Annotated in this window: 23 protein-coding genes; 3 read left to right on the top strand and 20 right to left on the bottom strand. The window is 46.2% G+C overall.

All coding sequences use genetic code 11. From position 1 onward, the window contains the following. From prfA to B9Y67_RS08415, 10 genes are all read right to left on the bottom strand, one after another. Window positions 1-1071 carry a peptide chain release factor 1 gene (gene prfA / locus B9Y67_RS08370; RefSeq protein ID WP_085506270.1) on the bottom strand — a complete coding sequence of 357 codons (1071 nt, stop codon included), beginning with the start codon at window positions 1069-1071 and terminating at the stop codon, window positions 1-3. A gap of 118 nt (window positions 1072-1189) precedes the next feature. Then, the gene (locus B9Y67_RS08375; protein WP_085506271.1) at window positions 1190-1582 is read right to left on the bottom strand and encodes a hypothetical protein; all 393 of its coding nucleotides are present in this window, start codon (window positions 1580-1582) and stop codon (window positions 1190-1192) included. 141 nt (window positions 1583-1723) lie between these two features. Then, the gene (locus B9Y67_RS08380; RefSeq protein WP_085506272.1) at window positions 1724-2338 is read right to left on the bottom strand and encodes a thymidine kinase; all 615 of its coding nucleotides are present in this window, start codon (window positions 2336-2338) and stop codon (window positions 1724-1726) included. 174 nt (window positions 2339-2512) lie between these two features. Further along, a complete protein-coding gene (locus B9Y67_RS08385; RefSeq protein ID WP_085506273.1) occupies window positions 2513-2758 on the bottom strand; it encodes a type B 50S ribosomal protein L31 in 246 nt (81 codons plus the stop codon). A 137-nt stretch (window positions 2759-2895) separates the two neighbouring features. After that, window positions 2896-4197, bottom strand: a complete 1302-nt coding sequence (gene rho / locus B9Y67_RS08390; RefSeq protein ID WP_085506274.1) for a transcription termination factor Rho — start codon at window positions 4195-4197, stop codon at window positions 2896-2898. 356 nt (window positions 4198-4553) lie between these two features. Further along, the gene (gene glpX / locus B9Y67_RS08395) at window positions 4554-5522 is read right to left on the bottom strand and encodes a class II fructose-bisphosphatase (RefSeq protein WP_085506275.1); all 969 of its coding nucleotides are present in this window, start codon (window positions 5520-5522) and stop codon (window positions 4554-4556) included. Between the two features lie 57 nt (window positions 5523-5579). Beyond that, on the bottom strand, window positions 5580-6866 hold the full coding sequence (locus tag B9Y67_RS08400; protein WP_085506276.1) for a UDP-N-acetylglucosamine 1-carboxyvinyltransferase: 1287 nt from the start codon (window positions 6864-6866) through the stop codon (window positions 5580-5582). Window positions 6867-7039: 173 nt separating this feature from the next. Next, window positions 7040-7687: a fructose-6-phosphate aldolase gene (gene fsa / locus B9Y67_RS08405; RefSeq protein ID WP_085506277.1), complete on the bottom strand. Its 648-nt coding sequence runs from the start codon at window positions 7685-7687 to the stop codon at window positions 7040-7042. 94 nt (window positions 7688-7781) lie between these two features. After that, entirely contained in the window at window positions 7782-8645 is an 864-nt protein-coding gene (gene fba / locus B9Y67_RS08410; RefSeq protein ID WP_085506278.1) for a class II fructose-1,6-bisphosphate aldolase, read from the bottom strand. 182 nt (window positions 8646-8827) lie between these two features. Continuing rightward, entirely contained in the window at window positions 8828-9211 is a 384-nt protein-coding gene (locus B9Y67_RS08415; protein ID WP_254901748.1) for a response regulator, read from the bottom strand. A 148-nt stretch (window positions 9212-9359) separates the two neighbouring features. On the opposite strand from B9Y67_RS08415, the gene B9Y67_RS08420 reads away from it, so the two are divergent. After that, window positions 9360-9875, top strand: coding sequence for a DUF2529 family protein (locus B9Y67_RS08420; RefSeq protein WP_176223939.1), 516 nt, complete (start codon window positions 9360-9362; stop codon window positions 9873-9875). A 78-nt stretch (window positions 9876-9953) separates the two neighbouring features. Here the strand turns inward: B9Y67_RS08420 and B9Y67_RS08425 are convergent, their stop codons facing one another. Further along, entirely contained in the window at window positions 9954-11555 is a 1602-nt protein-coding gene (locus B9Y67_RS08425; protein WP_085506281.1) for a CTP synthase, read from the bottom strand. 261 nt (window positions 11556-11816) lie between these two features. Next, window positions 11817-12338, bottom strand: coding sequence for a DNA-directed RNA polymerase subunit delta (gene rpoE, locus B9Y67_RS08430; protein WP_085506282.1), 522 nt, complete (start codon window positions 12336-12338; stop codon window positions 11817-11819). A 238-nt stretch (window positions 12339-12576) separates the two neighbouring features. Here rpoE and B9Y67_RS08435 point away from each other — a divergent pair, with 238 nt between their 5' ends. Continuing rightward, window positions 12577-12888, top strand: coding sequence for a hypothetical protein (locus B9Y67_RS08435; RefSeq protein WP_085506283.1), 312 nt, complete (start codon window positions 12577-12579; stop codon window positions 12886-12888). 330 nt (window positions 12889-13218) lie between these two features. On the opposite strand, the gene icmF is transcribed toward B9Y67_RS08435, so the two are convergent. The 8 genes from icmF to B9Y67_RS08475 form a co-directional block, all read right to left on the bottom strand. Then, window positions 13219-16464, bottom strand: coding sequence for a fused isobutyryl-CoA mutase/GTPase IcmF (icmF, locus tag B9Y67_RS08440; RefSeq protein ID WP_085506284.1), 3246 nt, complete (start codon window positions 16462-16464; stop codon window positions 13219-13221). 15 nt (window positions 16465-16479) lie between these two features. Beyond that, entirely contained in the window at window positions 16480-17121 is a 642-nt protein-coding gene (locus tag B9Y67_RS08445; protein WP_085506285.1) for a TetR/AcrR family transcriptional regulator, read from the bottom strand. Next, a complete protein-coding gene (gene meaB / locus B9Y67_RS08450) occupies window positions 17114-18064 on the bottom strand; it encodes a methylmalonyl Co-A mutase-associated GTPase MeaB (protein WP_085506286.1) in 951 nt (316 codons plus the stop codon). The genes B9Y67_RS08445 and meaB overlap by 8 nt, the downstream gene beginning before the upstream one ends. 16 nt (window positions 18065-18080) lie before the next feature. Beyond that, complete coding sequence (locus B9Y67_RS08455; RefSeq protein ID WP_085506287.1) at window positions 18081-19223, bottom strand: acyl-CoA dehydrogenase; 1143 nt, start codon at window positions 19221-19223, stop codon at window positions 18081-18083. Window positions 19224-19244: 21 nt separating this feature from the next. Then, complete coding sequence (locus tag B9Y67_RS08460; RefSeq protein ID WP_085506288.1) at window positions 19245-20390, bottom strand: acyl-CoA dehydrogenase; 1146 nt, start codon at window positions 20388-20390, stop codon at window positions 19245-19247. 21 nt (window positions 20391-20411) lie between these two features. Next, window positions 20412-21266 (bottom strand): 3-hydroxybutyryl-CoA dehydrogenase, encoded by an 855-nt coding sequence (locus B9Y67_RS08465; RefSeq protein WP_085506289.1) that lies wholly within the window; start codon window positions 21264-21266, stop codon window positions 20412-20414. 37 nt (window positions 21267-21303) lie between these two features. Further along, window positions 21304-22491 (bottom strand): acetyl-CoA C-acetyltransferase, encoded by a 1188-nt coding sequence (locus tag B9Y67_RS08470; protein WP_085506290.1) that lies wholly within the window; start codon window positions 22489-22491, stop codon window positions 21304-21306. A gap of 193 nt (window positions 22492-22684) precedes the next feature. Next, a complete protein-coding gene (locus tag B9Y67_RS08475; RefSeq protein ID WP_085506291.1) occupies window positions 22685-24817 on the bottom strand; it encodes a heterodisulfide reductase-related iron-sulfur binding cluster in 2133 nt (710 codons plus the stop codon). 205 nt (window positions 24818-25022) lie between these two features. Between B9Y67_RS08475 and cls the strand changes: the two genes are divergently transcribed. Next, window positions 25023-26213 (top strand): cardiolipin synthase, encoded by a 1191-nt coding sequence (gene cls / locus B9Y67_RS08480; RefSeq protein WP_085506292.1) that lies wholly within the window; start codon window positions 25023-25025, stop codon window positions 26211-26213. The last annotated feature ends 2 nt before the right edge of the window (window positions 26214-26215 follow it).

Here is a 26215-nt window from a genome sequence, read left to right on the forward strand (position 1 = left end):
TTATTCACCAATCTGTTCCAGTTTTTTCGTCTGTTCTTCCACAATCAAAGCATCAAGAATTTCATCCAGCTTGCCTTCAAGAATCTGATCAAGCTTTTGGATCGTCAAACCGATACGGTGATCAGTGACACGGCTTTGTGGGAAGTTATACGTACGGATTCGTTCGGAACGGTCCCCGGACCCGACAGCAGATTTACGGTTTTCATCATACTCCGCCTGTGCTTCCTGCTGAAACTTGTCGTAAATACGGGCACGGAGTACCTTCATCGCTTTTTCTTTGTTCTTAATCTGTGACTTTTCATCCTGACACGAAACGACAACTCCCGTAGGTTCGTGTGTCAGACGCACGGCAGACATGGTCGTGTTGACACTCTGACCGCCTGGACCACTGGATGCGAATGTATCGACACGGATATCCTTATCATGAATTTCGACTTCCACTTCCTCTGCTTCCGGAAGTACCGCTACAGTCGCTGTCGAGGTGTGAATACGACCGCCGGATTCTGTTTCCGGTACACGCTGGACACGGTGAGCACCATTTTCATATTTTAGCTTGGAGTATGCCCCCTGTCCATTCACCATAAAAATGACTTCCTTATAGCCGCCGACATCATTTTGATGAGACTCGATGACTTCTACCTTCCACCCCTGTGTCTCTGCGTAGCGGGTATACATACGGAATAAATCCCCGGCAAATAAAGCTGCTTCATCACCGCCGGCTGCCCCGCGAACTTCCATGATGACGTTTTTATCATCATTAGGGTCTTTCGGCAGCATCAGGAACTTCAACCGTTCCTCGAGTTCTTCTTTTTGCGGGTTCAATTCATCGATTTCTTCTTTTACCATTTCATGCATATCATCATCCAGGTTATCCTTCAGCATCACTTTTGCATCGTCCAATTGGTTGCTGATCTCTTTATATTCACGATAAGCCTGAACGGTCTCTTCCAGGTCCGACTGTTCTTTGGAGTACTCGCGCAATTTATTGGGATCACTGATGACCTCCGGATCACTGAGGAGTTCATTCAATTTTTCATAACGATCTTCAAGGGATTGCAAACGTTCTAACATGTTGATCCACCTCTTTCTCTATAACAGTCTAATTATATTATAGAGACATTGCACTTACAAGATGACGGGTTAAACAAAAAAAGAAAGGCAGCTTTTTAGCCGCCTGAAGATGAGTCTTTTAGCGCACCCGCACTTCGATATCGTATCGTGGTACGGCGCGGTATATTGCCTGTTCAATTTGCTCTTCCCACTCTTCGCGTTCACCGTCGGCCAAACGTCCGTTATCCACATTTGCCGTGACACGTACGATCGGACCTTCTAATATGACGCGTTCTACTTCGACTCCCGGCACACTTTCAGCAGCCTGTCTGACTTTTTCCCTATCCTGCTTTAACCCCCAGCTGTCACCGACGTTATTGATTGTACGAGGGTTATCGATTTGTGAGCCTCTTTCTTCTGGATGCTGTGTATCCATCAAGTCCTGGGTAGGTCCCTGGCCTTGTTCATCTCCTCCGCATGCTGCCAGGAGAATCGCTGTAAAAACCATTATTGCAGTCACATGATATTTCATGAATTTCCACTCCTTGCACTTTTCTTTTAGCATGCCCGCGGAGTTAGAAAATATGAATTAATAAACCTCAATAACACGTTTAGTCAAAAAAAGCACCAAAACCTCCTTGGAAGGTTTTGATGCTTGATTGTTTAAAATCGTTTAATTGGAAATTTTGGCTTTCAGCTGCGATTGCCTGGGCTTGTTTGGTACTTCATGGTGGTGGCGGCAGCGGGGCTCGTATGATTCTGATGCTCCGACCATGATGATTGGGTCGTCATAGGAAGCTGGCTTTCCATCAATCAAACGCTGCGTACGGCTCGCCGGTGAACCACAAACAGGGCAGATCGCATTCAGCTTTGTTACCATTTCACTTAATGCCATCAATTCCGGCATACAACCGAATGGTACACCACGGAAGTCGGTATCAAGGCCTGCGACTATGACACGGATACCTTTATCTGCAAGCTCCTCCACGACGTCTACTACTTCTTCATCAAAAAATTGCACTTCATCAATACCGACAATATCGATCGTATCGTCGACCGCCTTCAAAATTTCTCCAGAGTGCTCTACAGGGCGGGCGAGCACAGAGGTTCCATTATGAGAGACGATTGCATCTTCGGAATAACGATCGTCGATCAAGGGCTTGAACACCCGAACAGACAGATTGCCATATGTAGCACGGCGAACACGACGAATCAACTCTTCGGACTTACCACTGAACATACTGCCACAAATCACTTCTACCCAACCGCTTTGCTTCATCACATACACGTTGTTAGTCGCTCCCTTCCCGAATCTCCATCTCGAACAAACAGGCGTTAACACAGAAGAAGAGGGCTGACGGCATTCCTGCGACAGCCCTCTTTCGTACAAAAAAACAGGCAAAGTTAGACAATTTGCCTGTTTTTCGCGTGAATTCGTCTATCCCTATCAGGATAACGAAGATTACTTAATGTTATATTTTTTCTTAAAGCGATCGACACGTCCGCCTTCTTTGTCAGCTTTTTGCTTACCTGTGTAGAACGGGTGAGAAGCTGAGCTGATCTCCACGCGGATCAATGGGTAAGTGTTGCCATCTTCCCATTCGATAGTTTCGTTGGAGTCCTTAGTGGATCCAGTTAGAAACTTGTAATCAGAACTTGTGTCTTGAAATACGACTTTGCGGTATTCTGGATGAATGCCGTTTTTCATGTTCTTCCACTCCTTTTTGCCCTGAATCCTTTGGAAACAGAGTTATTGTAAGAGCCGTATCAGGCAGAATCTGCCCTGTCTCGAAACTCACATAGAATGATTATAACAGGGGCATTTTTGCAATGCAAGAACTTGTTTTATTTTCCTGAAGTCTGTGTTCTTCTCCCTGTCGATTTGCCTTTCATCTCTTTATCCATGATATCGAAAAACTCTTCGTTATTCTTAGAAGTTCTTAACCTGCGTAAGAAACGCTCCGCGAAATCAGGCGTATCGGACAATGTTTTGCGGACCGCCCACATTTTTTCCAGATGCGCTTTCGGAAGCAGCAATTCCTCTTTCCGTGTACCGGAGCGAAGAATATCGATTGCCGGGAAGATACGGCGCTGCGCCAGGCTGCGATCCAAATGAAGTTCCATGTTCCCGGTACCTTTGAATTCCTCATAGATGACATCATCCATGCGGGAACCCGTATCGACGAGTGCGGTAGCTAAAATCGTAAAGCTGCCGCCTTCTTCAATATTACGGGCAGCCCCAAAGAATCGCTTCGGACGGTGGAACGCTGCCGGGTCGATCCCGCCGGAAAGCGTACGGCCGCTTGGCGGTATGACCAGGTTGTAGGCACGGGCCAGGCGTGTGATGCTGTCCATCAAAACGATGACATCACGCTTTTGTTCTACGAGACGCATGGCACGCTCGAGCACCAGTTCAGAAACTTTGATATGGTTCTCCGGTACCTCATCAAATGTTGAGCTGACGACATCGACATCGGCAGCTACAGAACGTTCGATGTCTGTTACTTCCTCCGGTCGTTCATCGACGAGCAGAATGATCAGCTTGGCATCGGGATGGTTTTTAGAAACACTGTCTGCGATTTCCTTAAGCAGCATCGTTTTCCCTGCTTTTGGTGGTGCCACAATCAGTCCACGCTGTCCGAACCCTACAGGAGCCATCATATCCATTACTCGGGTTGAAATGTTCTTGCTTTTTGTTTCCAGCTTCATCATTCGATCCGGATATAGCGGCGTCAATGCCGGGAAGTGGACACGTTCTTTCGCTGTCTCGGGATCTTCGCCATTGACGGCATCAACATGCAGGAGGCCGTAATAACGTTCATTTTCTTTTGGCGGACGGACTTTACCAGATACTTTATCTCCGTTCCGCAAATCAAAACGACGAATTTGGGACGCAGAAATGTAGATATCCTCCGCGCTAGGTGAATAATTGATTGGACGCAAGAAACCGAACCCTTCTGATGGGATGATTTCCAGGATTCCGTCCATGAATAAATAGCCGCCTTTTTCGGCCTGTGCTTTCAAAATCGCAAAAATCAGTTCGCGTTTTGTGAGTTTAGCGTAATAAGACACTTTGAACTGCCGTGCCAGTGCATATAAATCTTTGAGAGTCAACGTTTCTAAATGAGAGATTGTCAATTCAGCCACAAAATCACCACACTATTATATTTTTGTTACTTGTCCGTCTGCCGTCTCGAGCCCTGCAACACTATCTATCTAACGAAAAATGAAAAGTAGGAGGGGACAGCCATACACTTAGCAAAAGATGCTGTACTTTTAGCAGAACACTTCTTAGGAAGTGAGAGAAGATATTCTCGAAGCTATAATCAGAAGCTTACAGAGGTTTTTCACTATTAACGGGTTGATTAAACTTTAATCATTTTAACTCTTTTCCATGAAACTATTCAATATAAAACATAAAAAAAATCAAATTACTTTCCTGTACGTTTGTTTTGCGGCTTTTATAAGGGAAAAGGAAGCCGTCAGGACGGCTCCCTTGCCAGTTATGGTCTGATTACTAGATTCGGTTTCTTTTTCAAACTGTGGTCACCGTCGATAAAACGGACAGTCCCTGATTTGGCACGCATGACGACAGTCTGGGTCGTTGCTTTCGTCCCTTTGAACTGGACACCTTGCAGCAATTCGCCGTCTGTTACGCCGGTAGCGGCAAAGATCGCGTCATCACCGGAACAAAAATCGTCCATGTACAGGACTTTGTCGATGTCTGCAATGCCCATGCTTTTGCAGCGCTCCAGCTCCTCATCGTTAGCAGGGAGGAGCTTGCCTTGTATTTCTCCGCCAAGGCATTTCAATGCCGCGGCAGCAAGTACTCCTTCAGGAGCACCGCCAGAGCCAAACAGAATATCAACGCCGGTATGATCAAATGCCGTGTTGATGGCTGCTGCTACGTCACCATCCGGGATCAGTTTGATCCTCGCGCCAGCTTGACGGATTTCTTCAATGATCCCTTCATGGCGTTTTCGGTTCAAAACGATAGCCACAACATCTTCCACATCTTTATTCTTCGCCTCAGCTACCGCCTTCAGGTTGTCCGCAATCGAAGCATTGATATCTACTTTCCCTACTGCTTCCGGACCGACTGCGATTTTATCCATATACATATCAGGGGCATGAAGCAGGGCACCATGATCGGCAATCGCAATTACCGCGAGAGCATTCCATGTCCCCTGTGCAACAATGTTGGTCCCTTCCAGAGGGTCGACAGCAACGTCGACACGTGGACCGTATCCATTACCGAGCTTTTCCCCAATATAAAGCATCGGTGCCTCATCCATTTCCCCTTCACCAATAACGACAGTACCTTTCATCGGGATGGTATCAAAGACGTCACGCATGGCAGATGTCGCTGCGTCATCCGCTTCCTCTTTTTTCCCTCTTCCCATCCATCGTGCCGATTTAAGTGCCGCCGCTTCGGTGACACGTACTAATTCCATTGTCAAACTTCTTTCCATGGTTTTTCCTCTCCATTCATATCTGAATTTTTCCTCATCTCCATGGAAACTAAGATCCTATGAATTCTGGAACTGCTCTACTTCTTCTTCGGTCATTTTTTCATGCCAGATGGTCGCACCTAGATTCGTTAGCTTCTCTACGAGGTCCTCATATCCTCGCTCGATATGCTCGATTCCGGTGACTTCTGTAATCCCCTTAGCCATCAGACCAGCAATAACAAGTGCTGCTCCGGCACGGAGGTCGGTCGCTTTGACTTTCGCCCCTTGTAACGGAGATGGACCTGCCACAATCGCGGCTCCACCTTCCACTTTAATGTGGGCATTCATACGTCGCAGTTCGTCGATATGCTTGAAACGTGCCTGATAGATTGTATCAGTGACGACACCTGTCCCATATGCTTTTGTCAAAAGCGACGTGAACGGCTGCTGTAAATCCGTTGGAAAACCTGGGTGCACGAGTGTTTTGATATCGACACTCTTCAGCTTATCGCTCGTTTTAATGAACAATTGCTCATCGCTTTCTTCCACTGTGACTCCCATCTCACGCAGTTTGGCAAGCAGGGATTCCAAGTGTTGAGGAATTACGTTATCGATCAGGATTCCATCCCCAAGCGCTGCTGCTAGAATCGTATAGGTTCCCGCTTCGATACGGTCAGGAATGATGGTGTGGTTACAGCCGCTAAGTTGATCCACACCTTCAATCCGGATGACATCGGTTCCTGCACCCTTGATCTTCGCCCCCATACTGGTAAGCAAGGTCGCTACATCAATGATTTCCGGTTCCTTGGCAGCATTTTCGATAACCGTTTTTCCTTTAGCCCTTACCGCTGCCAGCATAATATTGATGGTCGCGCCGACACTGACGACATCCAGATAGATCCGTGCCCCGCGCAGCTCTTCTGCACGCAGATAGATAGCCCCCTGCTCATTAGTCACCTGCGCCCCAAGCGCTTCAAAGCCTTTAATATGCTGATCGATTGGGCGAGGGCCAAGATGACAGCCGCCGGGAAGACCAATGACTGCTTTTTTGAACCGGCCAAGCATCGCTCCCATGAAATAGTAGGATGCTCGCAGCTTTTTCACTTTTCCATTTGGCAATGGCATCGAAATCATTTCACTCGGATCGATTTCAATCGTCTGCCCCTCTTTTTTCACTGTACCGCCGATTTCCTCGAGCAGGTCGCTCAGAATCTGCAGGTCAGAAATTTTCGGCAGGCCTTCGATCGTGACTGGAGAATCCGCCAGAATCGCCGCAGGAAGCAAAGCAACCGCGCTGTTTTTCGCACCACCGATTCTGACTGTCCCCTCTAATCTTTTTCCGCCTTCTACAAGTAATTTTTGCATGGCTAACTCCTCGCTTTTATGTCCTGCAATCCACCCGCAAATGTCAGGCATTTAACAAGCATTCACCGGCGATTGTCCGATTGATTGACTTTCCCGGTACTCTTAATAGAAATCCAGTTTTCAGTCAACCTGTTCCTGCGCTGTTAGTTTGTACAATTTTACCAATTTCATGCTTATTTTTGTTGACTCTGATTCCAATCCGAAAGAAACTTTTCAATTCCCTGGTCAGTCAATGGATGTTTAACCAATTGGCTTAATACTTTGAAAGGAACCGTAGCGATATGTGCGCCGTTCAGTGCTGCTTCTGTGACGTGGACGGGATGACGGACAGATGCGGCGATGATTTCCGTTTCAATTCCATGGCGATCGAAAATTTCCGCAATCTGCGCAATCAGGTCCATTCCGTTATGCCCGATATCATCCAGACGGCCTAAGAACGGGGAAACATATGCAGCGCCCGCTCTCGCCGCGAGCAAAGCCTGATTAGCAGAAAAAATCAATGTGACGTTGACTTTGATGTTAAGTTCAGACAAGGCTTTGACTGCTTTCAAACCTTCCAGCGTCATTGGCACCTTAACGGTAATATTCGGTGCGATGGCTGCCAGTTCCTTCCCTTCCCGGATCATTCCTTCTGCATCTTCAGAAACAACTTCCGCACTGACAGAACCTTCGACTTCCTTTGTGATCTCCTGCAAACGTTCATGAAAAGAAACACCTTCTTTAGCTACCAGGCTGGGGTTAGTCGTAACCCCTGCCAGCACGCCTAAAGCATTGGCTTCTTTGATATCGTCGATATTCGCTGTATCAATAAAAAATTTCATGTAAATAATCCTCCCTATCGATGGTTGCGTTTTCATAAGATTGTTAAAAGGAAACCGTTTCTAGCAACGGCTTCCTTTGGACATACTTCATTATTTACGCTTTGTTAGAAGAACCGAATTCACGCATTTTACCAATGACTGTTTCTTTGATGGCGTCGCGTCCTGGTCCAAGGTACTTACGCGGATCGTAAAGGTCCGGCTTTTCAGCCAGTACTTCACGTACTGCTTTCGCCTGGGCAACCTGGTTTTCTGTATTGACATTAATCTTTGCAGTACCAAAAGAAATAGCTTTTTTGATGTCATGAGTCGGGATGCCAGTACCACCGTGCAGGACAAGCGGCTTATCGACAAGACCCATGATTTCTTCCATGCGGTCAAAGCCCAGGTTAGGCTCCCCTTTGTAGGGCCCATGTACAGAACCCAGTGCTGGCGCAAATACGTCAACATTAGTTTCATCCACAAGCTGTTTGCATTCAGACGGAATAGCATAAGCTGCTTCTGCGTCATCAACAATCAAGTCATCTTCTTGTCCACCAACACGGCCAAGTTCTGCTTCAACAGATACGCCATGCATATGTGCAAGCTCGACTACTTTTTTCGTAACAGCAATGTTTTCTTCAAGCGGGTCATGGGATGCATCGATCATGACAGAAGTGAATCCGGCATGAATCGCTTTTGCACAGCTCTCGAAGCTGGAACCATGGTCCAGATGAATCGCAACAGGAACAGTAGTTCCATAAGCATCCATCAGTGCTTTTACCATGGATACTACGACATTGAAACCACCCATATATCTTGCTGCACCTTCGGATACACCGAGGATGACTGGTGATTTTTCTTCTTCTGCTGCTTGAAGAATCGCTTGCGCGTATTCTAAGTTATTCAGGTTAAACTGCCCAACGCCGTAGCGCTGTTCCTTCGCAGTTTCGAGCATTTCCTTCATTGATACTAAAGGCATGAAAGCTCCTCCTTCGATAGGTATATTATTTACTAGCACATGTGCAAGACGTATCACAGATATGCTATGTAAGTTTAATCACAGTATAAGAATACCAATACCCAGAAGAAGGTGCAACAACCGGAGAACGAAAGAGCGCTTACATCAATAATTTTCTCAAAAAGTCATTTTTTGTACAACTATTATTGCAAGATTTTGGAGATTTCTTCCCGGATATCCATGATATTGAAGGGTTTAGACACCACTTTCTTTACAAAGTGGAAATCCTTCTCTTCCCCGAGGCTTTCCACGGATAATCCAGTCATCAGAATGGCTGGTTTGTCGTATCCTGTCTCATTCAAACGGTGCAGCAGTTCCCCGCCATTCATGACCGGAAGATTATAGTCAACCACCAGCAGGCTCGGGTCATTTTTCTCAATATAGTCAAGGGCTTCCTTTCCGGTTTCCGCGGTTGATACCGCGTACCCTTCTCCTTTGACCACTTCTTCCAGTAAGAGCCTGATCCCTGGCTGGTCGTCTACAATCAACACTTCTTTGGCCATGATTGCTCGCCTACCTTTCTGCAATTAAATTACGCTTCATCCGATACCTCCTTCTCTTTCCATTCGATATAAATTGACTTATTTCCTGCTTATTAGCCGGTTAATTTGTTCTCAAGCTTTCGGATTTATGCTAAGCTATGAAAACTGAATGGAAAAATAAAGGGGGATGTTCATGTTAAAAATGCTAACGACCCAGTTGACTGGTAAATTTCAGCAAATTCAGGAGAAGGAAGCATTAGCTATCGAAGATGCAGCGCGTGCATTAGCTCAGGCTATTATAGGGGATGGCAGCATCTATGTAAAAGGCTTTGAGGAAATGCTGGCAATTGAATCGGAAATGATCGACGGAATAGAAACATTGCCGAAATGCCGACGCTATGAACCTGGTGCAGCATTGACTTCCATTGACCGGGTGATTGTGGCTTCCAGGTTTGCCGATCATGAAGAAGCGATTACCATCATGAAGGAAGCACAGGAGCAAGGTGCCCAGGTCATCGGTCTTTCTGCTGTGAAAACGAATGATGATCCACTATTTAAGCAAGCGGACTTCCCGATTGATACAAAAGTGACCGAACCCCTGCTTCCTTTTGATATGGAACGAATCTGTTTTCCAAGCGCGATGGCAGGATTGTACAGCTATTATGCTATCTATATTACAGTAAAAGAAATCCTGTCCGAATACGAATAAGTCCCGCTCTGCACCCCAGGGGTGTCCAGGAAATGGAAAAAAAGCGCGAAACCTTCGATGAGGGTTCGCGCTTTTTTATTATTTATTATGGGCGGAAGCTGCTCCGATGAATCCGTAGAACAACTCTTGCGGACGAGTTGGACGGGATTTGAATTCCGGGTGGAACTGGCTTGCCACAAACCAAGGATGATCTTCCACTTCGATGATTTCAATCAAACGGCCATCCGGGCTTGTACCAGTGAAGGAGAATCCTTTTTCCTCCATTTGTTCCCTGTAATGGTTATTGAACTCGAAGCGGTGGCGGTGGCGTTCATAAATAACTTCTTCGCCATAGGCTTCTTTTGCTTTGGAACCTTCTGTCAGCTTACACGGGTAGATACCAAGACGCAGTGTTCCCCCGAGGTCGGACACTTCTTTTTGTTCCGGGAGAAGGTCGATGATCGCATGCGGTGTCGATGGATCGATTTCGGCAGAATGAGCACCTTCCAGGCCGAGTACGTTTCTTGCAAATTCCACAGTAGCCAATTGCATTCCCAGGCAAATGCCAAGGAACGGCACTTTATTTTCTCGTGCATAACGAATCGCTTCAATCTTACCTTCAATACCACGGTCGCCGAAGCCGCCAGGTACAAGAATGCCATCTACTCCAGCAAGTTTATCTTCCACATTGGAAGGGTCCACCTCTTCGGAATTGACCCAGTTGATATTGACATCGGCATCATATGGGTAACCGGCATGCTTCATCGCTTCTACAACGGAAATATAAGCATCTGGCAATTCCACATATTTACCGACGAGGGCGATGTTCACTTTTTTGGATAAATGGGTTACTTTATCGACAAGCTGGTTCCACTCTGCCATCTCTGCCGGCTTGCAATCCAATCCAAAATGATCGCACGTCAGCTGGTCCAGTTTCTGATCCTGAAGAATCAACGGAATTTTATATAATGTATCTGCATCCGGACACTCGATAACTGCCTGTTTATTGAGATCGCAGAATAAGGCGATTTTCTCTTTCATTTCTTCTGATATTTCCATTTCTGTACGTAATACAATTACATCCGGCTGGATACCAAGCGAGCGCAGTTCTTTGACGCTATGCTGGGTCGGCTTTGTCTTCATTTCCCCTGCAGCCTTGATGTATGGGACAAGTGTACAATGCAGGTACATGACATGGTCTCGTCCAATGTCACTTTTGATTTGGCGAATCGCTTCCAGGAAAGGAAGGGATTCAATATCTCCTACTGTTCCGCCAATTTCTGTAATGACGACATCTGCATTGGTTTCATGGCCGGCACGGAAAACACGTTCTTTAATTTCATTAGTGATATGCGGAATGACCTGCACGGTTCCACCCAAGTAGTCCCCGCGTCGTTCTTTTTTAATAACATGGGAATATACTTTCCCAGTTGTCACATTACTGAACTTATTCAAGTTGATATCGATGAAACGCTCATAATGGCCCAGGTCCAGGTCTGTCTCGGCGCCATCTTCCGTTACGAAAACTTCCCCGTGCTGGTAGGGACTCATCGTCCCAGGGTCCACGTTCAAATATGGATCAAACTTTTGGATAGTCACTTTCAATCCACGGTTTTTCAATAAGCGGCCAAGTGAAGCGGCAGTAATCCCTTTACCTAAGGAAGATACAACCCCACCTGTTACAAAAATGTACTTTGTCACGGTCATCCCTCTTTCTTCTTTAATCTTTCTTATATCATGACCTACTGGTTCCTTCAGCAGTCATAGAAATCCTGTTTTATAGGCTGGAGCAATTTAGAAAAACCTGCTATCGCCAAGTACTTATGGCGAGAGCTTAATTTTTCATAGTAAAAAATAAAAAGCGCTCCCCTATTATGGGGAGCGCTTTTGAAATTCGTTCAACGTAATTTTAAGAGCCCAAATAGAATTGTACTGATTTACGATTTGAAAGTCAAGGAGCAATTAGAGGTCGTCATCTTCCTCTTCATCATCACCTACAAAGCTGATATCATCCTCAATGACTTCTTCATCTTCTTCGTCGAGATCATCATTATCATAATCACCTTCGAAGTCATTACCGCTCTCATCAAGATCCAGATCCTCATCGTCCAAATCGAGTTCTTCATCCAAATCTTCTTCGAACAATGCTTCATCAGCTGTTACTTCTTTACGCTTCGCCTTTTTCTTCTTACGCTTCTTCGGAAGGTTGGAAATTTCTTCTTCCATCTGCTCCACTGGATACCAGCGTTTCAACCCCCACTTATTCGTACCAATGGTCATGAAGCCACCATCAATATTCATATCCGTATAAAACTGGGCGATAAAATCTTCTTTCTCCTTTTCCGTGTAGCCCTTCATATCTGCAATTTCGTGGAATAGGTCATTGAAGTCGACTGCCTCTCTTTTTTCTTCCAGCATGACTGCTGCAAGATCGATCATAGACATTTCTTCAATCTGATCTTTACTATACTGTTTCAAGCTCAAGGTTCAGCACTCCTTTAATGAAAATTAAGGTATATATGTGTACATTCATTAAGTCATACGTATCTCATATTTAACCATACCTCATATTATATGGTTAGCGTATATAAAAATCAATGATTGGCCGGTTTTCCTTTCCACCCTTACATTTCCCTTACCCTTTGAGTTGGTTTCCCACCTGTTTTTATCGTAAAATAAGTCTATCCGACTTACAGCTATCATAAACAAAGGAGAGAGAATCATGCGGACATCAAAGTGGCTGCTTATCATTGTGGCCGTCCTTATTGGTGGGGTCTACTTTTATAATAATTACGGCATGCTGCACAGCGAAGAAATGAGCGATGCCCAAATCGAGAAAAAGGATCATTCGGAGGACGACTATTATATTTATGTAGACGGTGAAAAATATAAAGTCAAAGACGAAAATACCTGGATGCTTTTAGATGAAGAAAAAAATTATGATTTTACTTACGAATGGTACGGACAAAAGACGCCTTACATCAAAGAAATCAATCAGACCGGTGACCACGACGACGTTGGCGGCGGTCATTAATGACAACTAACACTCCCACTCAGTTTGGGAGTGTTTTTTGCGCATTTTTGCAGACATGCCACGAGCCAGATGAGTGTCTCTCTTATAAGGTTTAATCCTCTCTTTTTTTAAAATTTGTCTCTCTTTTTCTCAAAATTGTCTCCTATCGATAGGAGATTTTCACTCTTCCTTAGGGGGATGTCTCCCATATTCCCAGATTGTCTCTTATCCCCACCAAAAGCAGGGCAGCACAAGCCCGCAGAAATCGATCCGTTCCCTCGCTCCCCCTGATGCTATCTAAAAAATCGAGTATGATACCTTTTCGGTTTCATACTCGACTTCGATGCTATCTTACATATTCCGGCGATATTGTCCCCCTACTTCGTAGAGGGCGTTGGTGATTTGGCCAAGGCTCGCTACCTTTACGGTTTCCATCAATTCCGCGAAGATGTTACCGTTGCTTGCCGCTACCTCTTTCAAGCGCTGCAAGGCTGCTTCTGTTCCGTCTTCATTCGATTGTTGGAATGCGCGCAAGGACTGGATTTGATGTTCTTTTTCCTCTTTGGTCGCACGCGCGATTTCCATGGAATTGATTTCATCTTCTGAAGGCGGTGTCGGATTCAAGTAAGTGTTTACGCCCACGATCGGCAGTTCGCCGGTATGCTTTTTGCTTTCATAGTATAGCGATTCTTCCTGGATCTTACCGCGCTGGTATTGGCGTTCCATGGCGCCTAATACCCCGCCGCGATCGTTGATTCGTTCGAACTCCTGAAGAACTGCTTCTTCCACCATATCGGTCAACTGTTCAATAATATACGCCCCTTGCAGGGAGTTTTCATTTTTGGTCAGACCGAATTCCTTGCTGATGATCATCTGGATCGCCATGGCCCGGCGGACGGATTCCTCTGTCGGTGTGGTGATCGCCTCATCATAAGAATTGGTGTGAAGCGAATTACAGTTATCCTGGATAGCAATCAACGCCTGCAATGTCGTACGGATATCATTAAAGTTGATTTCCTGTGCGTGCAGGGAACGTCCAGACGTCTGGATATGGTACTTCAGCTTCTGGCTTCGCTCATTGGCACCATATTTTTCTTTCATAATGATTGCCCAGATTCTGCGGGCAACACGGCCCATGACGGTATATTCCGGATCAAGACCATTAGAGAAGAAGAAGGATAAGTTTGGTGCGAACTTATTGATATCCATACCACGGCTTAAATAGTACTCGACGTATGTGAAGCCGTTTGCCAGCGTGAACGCGAGCTGGGTAATCGGGTTGGCGCCTGCTTCTGCAATATGATAGCCGGAAATGGAGACAGAATAGTAGTTACGGACATCATGGTCGATGAAATACTGCTGAATATCCCCCATCATGCGCAATGCGAATTCCGTTGAGAAAATACACGTGTTCTGTCCCTGGTCTTCTTTCAAAATGTCAGCCTGGACGGTACCCCGGACAACGTGAAGCGTTTCCGCTTTAATCTGCTCCACTTCCTCTTTGTCAGGTTTACGTCCATTCTCTTCTTCAAATTTTTCAAGCTGCTGGTCGATTGCTGTGTTCATAAACATGGCTAAAATGATTGGTGCAGGACCATTGATCGTCATGGAAACAGACGTCAAAGGATTGGTCAAATCAAAGCCGTCATATAGCTTTTTCATATCTTCCAATGTACAGATGCTGACACCGCTTTCGCCGACTTTTCCGTAGATGTCGGGACGTTCATCCGGGTCTTCCCCGTACAATGTTACCGAATCAAATGCGGTACTCAGACGCTTCGCATCATCATCTTTCGATAAGTAATGGAATCGGCGGTTGGTACGTTCTGGCGTTCCTTCACCTGCAAACTGTCTCTTTGGATCTTCTCCTTTTCGCTTGAACGGGAATACCCCTGCGGTAAATGGAAAAGCTCCTGGTACGTTTTCTTTTAACAGCCAGACGAGGCGATCGCCCCAATCGGTGTAAGATGGCAAGGCGACTTTCGGGATTTTCAGACCGGCAAGGCTTTCTGTCGTCAAATCCATCGTGATTTCCTTGTCACGTACCTTAAACGTATACGTATCTCCGCTGTAGCGCTCTTGGAGATCATCCCAATCATCCAGCTTTTCTTTCGCATCCGGGTCGATATCCCGCTCGTACTGCTGGATCAGTGCCTCGATTTTTTCCTTCGCTTCCTCATCATCCAGCGCTTCTGCAGTTCCCTTCAATTGATAGAGTTTGCGGGCTTTTTCGGCCTGCTGCTCGGCATTATCATGATAGTTGCGCACCAGCATGGCTATGTCGCGCAAGTATTGCTTCCGCTCATTCGGAATGATGACATTCTGCTTTTCCACACTGGCTGTTCTTTCAAAGGAAGTGGTGTCTTCCCAGGCATAGTCTTCATTCAGCTTATCAACGATCGCAGCAAAAAGGGTGTTTGTGCCCGGATCATTGAACTGGCTTGCAATCGTTCCGAATACCGGGAATGTCGACGGGTCTTCATGGAAGAGCATATGACTGCGCTCATATTGCTTCCGCACTTGCTGGAACGCATCCTCCGAGCCCTTCTGTTCGAATTTATTAATAACAATAAAGTCAGCAAAATCGATCATATCAATTTTCTCAAGCTGGGAAGGAGCACCAAATTCAGCGGTCATCACATACATGGATAAATCGGAAACATCTGTGACAGCCGCATTCCCTTGACCGATACCGCTAGTTTCGACGATGACAAAATCCACACCTGCAGCTTTCACGACCTGGATCGCTTCTTCGATCGCTTTTGATAATTCAGATCTGGAATCACGTGTTGCCAGCGAGCGCATGTAGACGCGGGGGTTAAAAATTGCGTTCATACGAATACGGTCACCTAGTAAGGCCCCACCTGTCTTTTTCTTCGTCGGGTCAATCGACAGGATGGCCACTTTCTTATCCGGAATCTCATTAAGGAAGCGGCGGATCAATTCGTCTGTCAGTGAGCTTTTCCCCGCTCCTCCTGTACCTGTAATCCCTAATACCGGAATATTTTTCGTTTCACTTTGTTTCACGGCAGCTTCAAACTGGGCAGCCGCTTCCCGTTCCTGTTCTGGTGTATTCTCCACGTAAGTGATGAACCGGGCAATCGCCTGATGGTTTCCGCTTTCCAGTTCCTTGACGGTTTCTTCGGGTACTAGTGGTGGAAGGAAGTCGCATTCTTCTATCATCTGATTGATCATGCCTTGAAGACCGTTCTCCCTGCCATCCTCCGGTGAGAAAATGCGGGCGACACCATAATCATGGAGCTCTTTGATTTCACGTGGCAGAATGACACCACCGCCACCTCCGTACACTCGGATATGGCCCGCTCCTTTTTCATTCAATAAGTCAATCATATACTTGAAGTATTCGACGTGTCCCCCTTGATAGGAAGAAACGGCGATCCCTTGAACATCCTCCTGTATCGCTGCATTGACGACCTCTTCGACTGAGCGGTTATGACCAAGGTGGATCACTTCGGCACCAGTTGATTGGAGAATCCGGCGCATGATATTGATCGAAGCATCGTGACCGTCGAATAAGCTGGAAGCTGTCACGAATCGGACGGGATACTTCGGCTGATATACCTTTGGTTGTTCCATCGTTCCATCCCCCTTTTAGTTAGGAAGTTTGTGATTCTTTAAGCTGTTGACGTTGAGACCTTCTAATAAAAAATGAACCTGGCGTTCGGTATAGCTCTCGAGCGTGAATTCTTTTTGCAGCATCCAGCGCCGGAACCCCCACATTTGGCCCTGGATGAATATATTGTTGGCAACGAGTGAAATATCCTGCTCCGACATCGGTTCGGCAATGCTGTTGCGTATCACCTGCGTCAGCATTTCGAGCATATCTTTCTCTTTTTGCAGCACATATTCCTGCGAATCACGAGGAAGAGACTTGACTTCCTGATACATGACTACGACTTCATCCTGCATATCGTCCATCAGTTGGAAGTAAGAAGTGACCGCATGGATGAGGCTGTCGATCGTCTTTTTTTCTGTATCGATCACCTGCTCCATCCTGTCCTTCACTCGTTCATAAATCGAATCACAGACAAGAAACAGCACATCTTCTTTGGTACGGATATATTCATAGAGAGTACCGATGCTGAACCCGGAAGCTTTCGCGATTTCCCTTGTCGTCGTTTTATGGAACCCTTTTTCGATGAAAAGAGATACGGCACCCTTGATCATCTGGTTGCGTCTTTTTTCAACGAGGTTCTGATCCTTGATGGAAGAGGGAACCTGTTGATCAGTCATGGCTATTCCCTCCTTTCCCTTTCCACTCCTGAAACCATTCCTTAGCCAACTGATACGGGTCGGCACTGGCATTATGAAAAACCTGCTGTTTCTCCTGGTCGCTTTCTATCGTTCGTTCGACATCGCGCCAGATTTCTTCCCGGATTAAATCATAGACTTCCAGTTTCAACTGCTGTTGGCGCTGTTCTTCCCCTTTGGCTGTTTGGTACAAATAATCATGATGCCGACGGATTTCACTCCATAGCTCACCAATTCCTTCATTTTGAGTGGAAATCGTCTGGACGATCGGCGGCACCCAGCCTTTCGGGTTGGCGATCATCATGTATTCTTCCAGTGTCGTCTTTAACCGCTGAACTCCTGGCAAGTCGGCTTTATTAATGATAAAAAGGTTGGCGATTTCCATGATTCCTGCCTTGAAAATCTGTAAGACGTCGCCACTGTTCGGCGTAAGCACAAGCCCTGTCGTATCGGCAACTTTCATAATATCCAGCTCGGACTGGCCGACCCCCACTGTTTCTACGAGAATGACGTCAAATCCGTAAGCATCACAGACACGGATCGTATCCTTGGTAGCCCGGGCAAGACCACCGAGGCTCCCCCGCGTCGCCATACTGCGGATAAAAATACCGGGATCCGTAAAATGCTGGTTCATACGGACACGATCCCCTAACAGGGCACCGCCGCTGAACGGACTGGTCGGGTCTACCGCGATGACTGCCACCGTCAGGTCCTGTTCACGCAGATGGGTAAGCAGCCGATTGACGAGCGAGCTCTTACCGGCTCCTGGTGAGCCGGTAATACCGATATAGTGAGCGTTCTTTTTCAAGGAAAATATTTCACTCAGCATATCCAATTTTTCCGGCGCATCATTTTCTACGAGGGTGATAGCTCTCGCCAGCGCTCTCATATCCTGTTGTTGGATCCGTTCAGCTAATGGGTGCATAATAGCTTCCTTTCTACTATTCTTTCGTCAGCATCCGTCCGATGACGAGACGCTGGATTTCATTCGTACCTTCATAGATTTGGGTGATTTTCGCGTCACGCATATAACGCTCGACCGGATAGTCCTTTGTATAGCCATAGCCGCCGTAAACCTGGACAGCTTCGACTGTAATCCGCATTGCTGCATCACCAGCGTATAACTTAGCCATGGCAGATGCTTTGGCATATGGCTTACCTTCTGATTCCAGGTAAGCTGCCTGATAAGTCAACAGACGAGCAGCTTCGACTTCTGTCGCCATATCCGCAAGTTTAAAAGAAACACCCTGGTTCTGAGCGATCGGCTTACCGAACTGTTCGCGCTCTTTCGCATAGCCAACAGATGCATCCAAGGCTCCCTGGGCAATACCGACAGCCTGGGCTGCGATGCCGTTACGGCCGCCATCCAAGGTCATCATCGCAATTTTGAACCCTTTGCCCTCTTCGCCTAATAGATTTTCTTTTGGTACCTTGCAATCTTCAAAAATCAATTCTGTGGTTGGAGAGGAACGAATGCCAAGTTTCTTTTCTTTTTTACCAAACGTAAAACCAGGTGTACCTTTTTCTACGATGAAAGCACTAATTCCGCGGCTCCCTGCGTCCGGGTCGGTTTTAGCGAATACAATGTAGATATCCGCTACCCCGCCATTGGTAATCCAGACCTTGCTTCCATTCAGGACATAATGTTCGCCGTCCAGTTTCGCCTGCGTGCGCATCGATGACACGTCACTGCCGGCGCCGGGCTCAGACAACGCGTAAGCTCCAAGTTTCTCACCGGAAGCGAGCTGAGCAAGGAATGTCTTTTTCTGGTCCTCGTTCCCAAACTTATAAATCGGCCAGCTGGCAAGGGAAATATGGGCAGACAGTGTTACACCGGTAGATGCACATACCCGGGATAATTCTTCTACTGCAATGACATAGCTGACAAAGTCTGATCCGATTCCATTGTATTCCTCCGGCCAAGGTATACCGGTCAGTCCGAGTTCTGCCATCTTATCGAAAATTTCCCGGTCGAAGCGTTCTTCTTCATCCCGCTCAGCAGCTGTCGGCTCCACTTCATTTTTTGCGAAGTCGCGCACCATTTTACGGAGCATTTCTTGTTCTTCTGTCAATTGAAAATTCATGTCGGTATCCCCCTTGATATATTAGTCCTTCAGTAGATGTTTGCTGATGACGATATGCTGTATTTCATTCGTTCCTTCATAGATTTCACAAACTTTTGCATCACGGAACAGCCGTTCAACTGGATAATCTTCCGTATATCCATATCCGCCATAAACCTGAACAGCTTCAATGGCATTTTTCATTGCGGTTTTCGAAGCGTACATTTTCGCCATCGATACTTCTTTGTTGCACGGAGCCCCAGCTTCTTTCAGAGCAGCAGCATGATAGGTCAATAGTTTTGCCGCCTCCACTTCAGTTGCCATGTCGGCAAGCTTGAAAGAAAGTCCCTGCTGTTTAGCAATTGGCTTTCCGAATTGCTCCCGTTCTTTTGCATAAGCGACTGCATGTTCCATGGCAGCTTCAGCGATACCAAGTGACTGGGCAGCAATTCCAATTCGCCCGGAGTTGAGGTTAGACATCGCTATCCTGAAGCCTTCCCCTTCATTACCAAGCATCTGCTCTGCCGGGACCTCACAGTTATCGAAAGTCAATTGAACCGTATTTGACCCATGAAGGCCCATCTTTTTCTCCTTTTTGCCGATGACAAGTCCCGGGGTATCTTTTTCGACAATGAACGTGCTGACTCCCTGATAGCCTCTTTCCTCCATATTCGTGCGTGCGAACACGATATAGGTGTCCGCCTCTCCCCCATTGGTGATGAACACTTTCGAGCCGTTCAGAATGTATGTGTCACCCTGTTTGACTGCACGCGTTTTCAGACTTCCAGCATCAGAACCGGCGCTCGGTTCTGTCAGCGCGAAAGCTCCGAGATATTCCCCTGACGCCAGCTTCGGAATATATTTCTGCTTTTGCTCCTCGGTTCCAAAGTTAAGGATCGGCAGCGTCCCAACAGAGGTGTGTACCGACAGGATGACACCGACCGTTGCACTCACTTTCGACAATTCGTGGATGGCAATGATATAGGACGTATAATCCATTTCAGAACCGCCGTATTTTTCCGGAATCGGAATCCCCATTAACCCCAATTCACCCATTTTGGTGACAACTTCCCTCGGAAAGCGGTCCTCCGTTTCCATTCTCTCTATGGCTGGAGCCACTTCTTTTTGAGCAAAGTCGCGCACCATTTTACGCATCATTTCCTGTTCATCTGTAAAATGCAGATTCATTGTTGTTCTCTCCCCTGAGAATCAATTTTCATACGTATAGAAGCCGCGTCCCGATTTCTTACCTAGCCAGCCAGCTTTGACATATTTACGAAGCAATGGACATGGCCGGTATTTGCTGTCGCCGAAACCTTCATGCAATACTTCCATGATGTATAAACATGTATCGAGTCCGATAAAATCAGCCAACGTCAACGGTCCCATTGGATGGTTCATGCCGAGCTTCATGACCGTATCGACGTCTTCCGGTGTCGCGACCCCTTCATAGACCGTGTAGATAGCCTCGTTGATCATTGGCATAAGGACACGGTTGGATACGAAACCAGGAAAGTCATTGACTTCTACTGGTGACTTGCATATCTTTTCAGTCATATCTTTGATAGATTGATAGGTTGCATCACTTGTCTGCAAGCCACGAATGATTTCTACCAGTTTCATGACAGGAACCGGGTTCATGAAATGCATGCCAATCACCTGTGAAGGACGGTTAGTGACTGCCGCGATTTCTGTAATTGGGAGGGATGATGTATTGGATGCAAGAATCGCGTGCTCCGGGGCAATCTCATCCAATTTTTTAAACAGGCTCGTTTTGACGTCCATATTTTCCACGATCGCTTCAATAACAAGGTCACAGGATGAAGCCTCATTAAGGTCGGTTGTATAAGACAGATTTTCCAGCGTCTTTTGCTGCTCTTCTTCTGCAAGGCGGCCTTTTTCCACCGAGCGTGCCAGCCTTTTTTCAATCCCTGCCTTCCCTTTTTCCAATGCTTCATCTGCAATATCATTCAACTTTACGGAAAAGCCGTACTGGGCACACACTTGCGCGATTCCTGCCCCCATTTGTCCGGCTCCGACTACCATTACTTGTTTAATTGACATAGAAAAACTCCTCCCTGACTAACGTGTTCGACATTAATTATTGCTTGGGAACTTCGATCAGGACAGCATCACCCTGACCGCCGCCACTGCAGATAGCTGCGATACCAAGACCACCGCCACGGCGCTTCAATTCATATGCGAGTGTCAGGATAATACGCGCCCCGCTGGCACCGATCGGATGACCCAAAGCCACGGCTCCACCATTGACGTTAACTTTTTCTTTGTCCAAACCGGCGATTTTCCCACTGGCAAGTGATACTGCAGCAAATGCCTCATTCACTTCGAAAAGATCGATATCATCCAACGATTTTCCTGCCTTTTTCAATAGAGAATTGATGACAATCCCTGGCGTTTTCGGGAAATCCTTCGCTTCGACAGCCACTTCATCGTGTGCGAGGATGGTTGCCAATGTTTCTGCTCCCATCTCTTTCGCTTTTTCATCAGACATCAATAGCATCGCACAAGCACCATCGTTGACCCCTGGCGCGTTACCAGCTGTGATTGTTCCATTTGATCCGAATACCGGACGAAGTTTTGCCAAGGATTCCTTTGAAGTATCTTTGCGAGGAGCTTCATCGTTTTCGACAACGACCGGATCGCCTTTTCGCTGTGGCACATCAACAGCAACAATTTCTTCTGCCAGTTTGCCTTCTTCCATGGCCTGTACGGCACGCTGGTGGCTGCGATAAGCCCAGTCATCCTGTGCTTCACGGCTCAACTCGTATTCATCAGCGACATTGTTTCCGTAGTTGCCCATATGCACCCCATCAAACGAACATGTCAGACCATCGTGTACCATCAAATCCTTCACAGCTGCATCGCCCATACGTAATCCCCAGCGTGCTTTTGGCATGAAGTAAGGCGCGTTACTCATGCTCTCCATACCACCAGCAACGATTACGCCTTCATCACCAAGGCGAATGAATTGATCAGCCATCGTGACACTGCGCATTCCGGAAGCACAGACTTTATTGATCGTTTCTGTCTTCACTTCCCATGGAATTCCTGCTTCACGTGCTGCCTGACGGGAAGGTATCTGTCCCTGGCCTCCCTGCAGAACAGTCCCCATGATCACTTCATTGATATCTTCCGCTTTGAAGTTGGCGCGATCCAATGCAGCTTTGATCGCTTTGCCTCCAAGCTGGGATGCAGTCAATGTACTCAATGCTCCTCCAAACTTTGCAAATGGCGTTCTTGCTCCTGAAACAATCACCGTTTTTGTCATAATAAAAATCCTCCCTTATGTGATAACGCTTTCAAAACTTATGGTATAAAAAGAGAGGTGGAAACAGTCCGTAACACCTGCTGCAGCCTCTCTTGCAAAAACTTCCCCAGTACGATTGAACGCTCGCTCAATATACCCTCATAAGGAAAGTGTACAAAACTTTCTGTACACTTTCCACTAAAAATTCAAAATATTAGGCTGATTTTTCCTGTTTTTCTTCAAAAATCGACTTAGCCAAAATCTCCGCAATATCCATCGTTCCAACGGATTCTTCCACTTCCTTCGCTTTCGTTCCATCGGAAAGCATCGTCAGGCAGTAAGGGCATCCACTGGAAATCATCGTCGGACTGGTTTCTAACGCCTGTTCTGTTCGTGCCACATTGACGCGGTGGCCTGCTTTTTCTTCCATCCACATCATACCGCCGCCGGCTCCACAGCACATGCCGTTTTCGCGATTACGCTTCATTTCTACCAGTTTGACACCTGGAATCATTTCCAGTACTTCCCTAGGCGGCTGATATACCTCGTTGTAACGTCCGAGGTAGCAGCTGTCATGGTAGGTGATCGTTTCTTTCACTTCATGGACAGGCTTCAAACGGCCATCCTTCAGCCATTCGGCAAGCAATTCGGTATGATGATAGACTTCTGCTTCAAAGCCAAAGTCCGGATATTCATTTTTGAATGTGTTATAAGCATGAGGGTCGATGGTAATAATCTTCTTCACATCATTCTTCTCGAATTCTTTGATATTCTTTTCCACAAGCTCCTGGTATAAGAATTCATTGCCCATCCGGCGCGCAGTGTCCCCGGAGTTACGTTCTTTGTTACCAAGAATGGCGAACTTGATTCCCGCTTCATTCATCAGTTTGGCAAAAGCAAGCGCGATTTTCTGACTGCGGTTATCATAGGCACCCATGGAACTTACCCAGAATAGATAGTCAAATTCTTCGCCTTCTTTTTTCAATTCTTTTACCGTCGGAATCCGGACATCCGGTTCCTGGTCACGCCAGTCTTCCCGCTCTTTCTTAGACAACCCCCATGGATTACCCTGCCGCTCGATATTCGTCATCGCCCGTTGTGCATCCGGATCCATTTTTCCTTCTGTTAACACCAGATAACGGCGAAGGTCGATGATTTTATCCACATGTTCATTCATCACCGGACATTGGTCTTCACAGTTACGGCAAGTGGTACATGCCCACAGCTCTTCCTCTGTAATGACATCGCCGATCAGGTTATGGTTCTGCGCAGCCTCTACAGAAGCCGCGGCTTCTCCACTACCTTGAGTCTGAGCCATTTTGGCAAGTTGATTTCCCTGTGTATTGGAAAAGGCATAGGCCGGTACCCACGGTGATTTTCCAGTTACCGCTGCTCCTTTTTCCGTCAGCTGATCACGCAATTTAATGATCAGGTCCATCGGTGACAGCATTTTTCCTGTACCAGTTGCCGGACAGACATTGGTACAACGGCCGCATTCGACACAAGCATAAAAGTCGATCATTTGCAGCTGGCTGAAGTCTTCGATTTTGCCGACCCCAAAGGATACATCTTCTTCCGCAGTCTCATCATCGACATCAAAGTCGATTTTGGAAAGCTTTCCAGGCGGTGTCTGGCGAGTTAAGAAAACGTTGACCGGAGCCGCCAGCAAGTGGGCGTGCTTGGATTGTGGTACATAGACAAGAAAGCTTAATAACACCAATAGATGAATCCACCACATGATGAAAAACACAACCGCTGCAGCAGTCGGGCTTATCCATCCGAAAACGCTTGCAATCGAGGTCGCAACAGGTTCTGTCCAGGCGCCTTCATGGCCGTGCCAGATTAAGCCCATACCATTACCAATCAATACACTTAACATTAATGCTCCGATAAATAATAGCACAAGCCCCGCTTTAAAGCCTCGCTTCAAGCGGACAAGCTTTTCCACATAACGGCGGTGGAATGCCCATACGACAGCGACCAGGATCATCAATGTGACCAGTTCCTGGAAAAATGTGAACCCTGGATAAAAAGGTCCTAACGGAAGATGACTGTCAGGAGCCAGACCTTTCCATATAAAATCAATGGCACCGAACTGTACCAAAATAAAACCGTAGAACATCATCACATGGATGATTCCGGATTTTTTATCTTTCAATAATTTCTTTTGACCAAAAACGTAAATCCAAATATTTTTCAATCTTTCTTTGATTTCGCCATCGAACTCGAATTTTCTTCCGAGCCTGATATAAGCGATCCTCGTCATGACGACGCGCACGAATAGATAAAATCCATAAATGGTTACGCCTAAAAATAATATCCAGTTCAATAATAACAGCGTGCTCATCCGTCTTACCCCCTCGTTAAGTATGAATCTCTCTCACTTGCTGTCTCGTGATTTTCAGGAAACGAGCCGTGAAAATTCTGAATCTTATAGCTTTACTATAAAATATGAATGAACATTCAGTCAACATATTTTCTTTGCTTTTATGTACAAATTTTGGTGGATTTGGGGAAGCTAAGGGCATGTGAAGCGATGGAGGAGGGAAAAAATGACTATTTTACTATGGTTTCTCGTTATCATTTTAATTGTTTTTCTATTGGTTATATTAGATTTTCAGGCGGGGAAGAAAAACCATAAAAAGAACCTGAGAAAGCTCACTTTCCCAGAGACTACTGGCAGCTACCGTTTCTTTCAAAGTGGTAATCGTCTGTTTGAAGCCATGTTCACCGATATCAAAAACGCGGAAGCCCACATTGATATTCTTTTTTTCATAATCAAAAAGGATGAAACCAGCCAGCGTTTCTTTCAATTACTCCAGCAGAAAGCGGAGGAAGGTGTGACTGTCAGGCTGATGGTAGACCGGCTTGGAGGATTTCGGATTGACAAATCCCTGCAAACCCAATTAGAAAATTCAGGTATACGATTTATATTCGCCGCAAAGCCTGAATTTCCTTTTTTTATTTACAAATTGAATCGTCGAAACCACCGGAAAATTGTTGTAATCGATGGAAAAATCGCCTATGCCGGCGGCTATAACATTGCTGACGAGTATGTCGGCAAAGATGCTGAAATGGGGGATTGGCGCGACTATCACTTGCGATTTACCGGCGAAATTGTAGAACAGATGCATGCCGTCTTCTTAGATGATTGGTTTTTAAATACAAATGAGAAATTATTTCCGACTGAAAACAAAGAAAAAGGCAGCCATGCGCTCCAAATACTGCCGACAGAATACGGAGAATTAGAGGAAGTACTCGTGGAAAAGTTCTCTGAAGCCAAAGGGGAAATTCTGCTTGGAAGCCCCTATTTCATCCCACCACGCCGTGTGATGGACGCACTGATACAGGCTGTAGAGCGAGGCATTACAGTCAAGTTGCTCTGTCCGTTGAAATCGGATCACCCCTTCGTGAAAGAAGGCGGCATCCCTTTTTATGAAGAATTATATCAGGCCGGTGGAGATGTGCGTTTCTACGACGCAGGTTTCTATCATACGAAAGTGTTTATTGTTGACGGAAACTTCTGCGATATTGGTACTTCTAACTTAGATCTAAGAAGTTTTTATCTCAACAAAGAAATCAATGTTTTTTTCTATGACAAGGAATTCATTGAGGAAATGAGACAGCGCTTTATAAAAGATTTCGAAATAGGCTTACCTTTTGATGAAAATTGGCTTGCGAAGCGCTCCATCGGTACAAAAATCAATATAAAAATCGCGCGGCTGCTCCGCCCGATTTTATAATG

The organism is Thalassobacillus devorans (assembly GCF_900176565.1).
In the GTDB taxonomy this organism is placed as follows: Bacteria; Bacillota; Bacilli; order Bacillales; family Halobacillaceae; genus Thalassobacillus; species Thalassobacillus devorans_A.

Coding starts and splice junctions, on each gene's coding strand:
- prfA (WP_085506270.1), bottom strand. CDS start 1,071: ATGTTAGAACGTTTGCAATCCCTTGAAGATCGTTATGAAAAATTGAAT.
- B9Y67_RS08375 (WP_085506271.1), bottom strand. CDS start 1,582: ATGAAATATCATGTGACTGCAATAATGGTTTTTACAGCGATTCTCCTG.
- B9Y67_RS08385 (WP_085506273.1), bottom strand. CDS start 2,758: ATGAAAAACGGCATTCATCCAGAATACCGCAAAGTCGTATTTCAAGAC.
- glpX (WP_085506275.1), bottom strand. CDS start 5,522: ATGGAAAGAAGTTTGACAATGGAATTAGTACGTGTCACCGAAGCGGCG.
- B9Y67_RS08400 (WP_085506276.1), bottom strand. CDS start 6,866: ATGCAAAAATTACTTGTAGAAGGCGGAAAAAGATTAGAGGGGACAGTC.
- fsa (WP_085506277.1), bottom strand. CDS start 7,687: ATGAAATTTTTTATTGATACAGCGAATATCGACGATATCAAAGAAGCC.
- fba (WP_085506278.1), bottom strand. CDS start 8,645: ATGCCTTTAGTATCAATGAAGGAAATGCTCGAAACTGCGAAGGAACAG.
- B9Y67_RS08420 (WP_176223939.1), top strand. CDS start 9,360: ATGTTAAAAATGCTAACGACCCAGTTGACTGGTAAATTTCAGCAAATT.
- B9Y67_RS08435 (WP_085506283.1), top strand. CDS start 12,577: ATGCGGACATCAAAGTGGCTGCTTATCATTGTGGCCGTCCTTATTGGT.
- icmF (WP_085506284.1), bottom strand. CDS start 16,464: ATGGAACAACCAAAGGTATATCAGCCGAAGTATCCCGTCCGATTCGTG.
- B9Y67_RS08445 (WP_085506285.1), bottom strand. CDS start 17,121: ATGACTGATCAACAGGTTCCCTCTTCCATCAAGGATCAGAACCTCGTT.
- meaB (WP_085506286.1), bottom strand. CDS start 18,064: ATGCACCCATTAGCTGAACGGATCCAACAACAGGATATGAGAGCGCTG.
- B9Y67_RS08455 (WP_085506287.1), bottom strand. CDS start 19,223: ATGAATTTTCAATTGACAGAAGAACAAGAAATGCTCCGTAAAATGGTG.
- B9Y67_RS08460 (WP_085506288.1), bottom strand. CDS start 20,390: ATGAATCTGCATTTTACAGATGAACAGGAAATGATGCGTAAAATGGTG.
- B9Y67_RS08465 (WP_085506289.1), bottom strand. CDS start 21,266: ATGTCAATTAAACAAGTAATGGTAGTCGGAGCCGGACAAATGGGGGCA.
- B9Y67_RS08470 (WP_085506290.1), bottom strand. CDS start 22,491: ATGACAAAAACGGTGATTGTTTCAGGAGCAAGAACGCCATTTGCAAAG.
- B9Y67_RS08475 (WP_085506291.1), bottom strand. CDS start 24,817: ATGAGCACGCTGTTATTATTGAACTGGATATTATTTTTAGGCGTAACC.
- cls (WP_085506292.1), top strand. CDS start 25,023: ATGACTATTTTACTATGGTTTCTCGTTATCATTTTAATTGTTTTTCTA.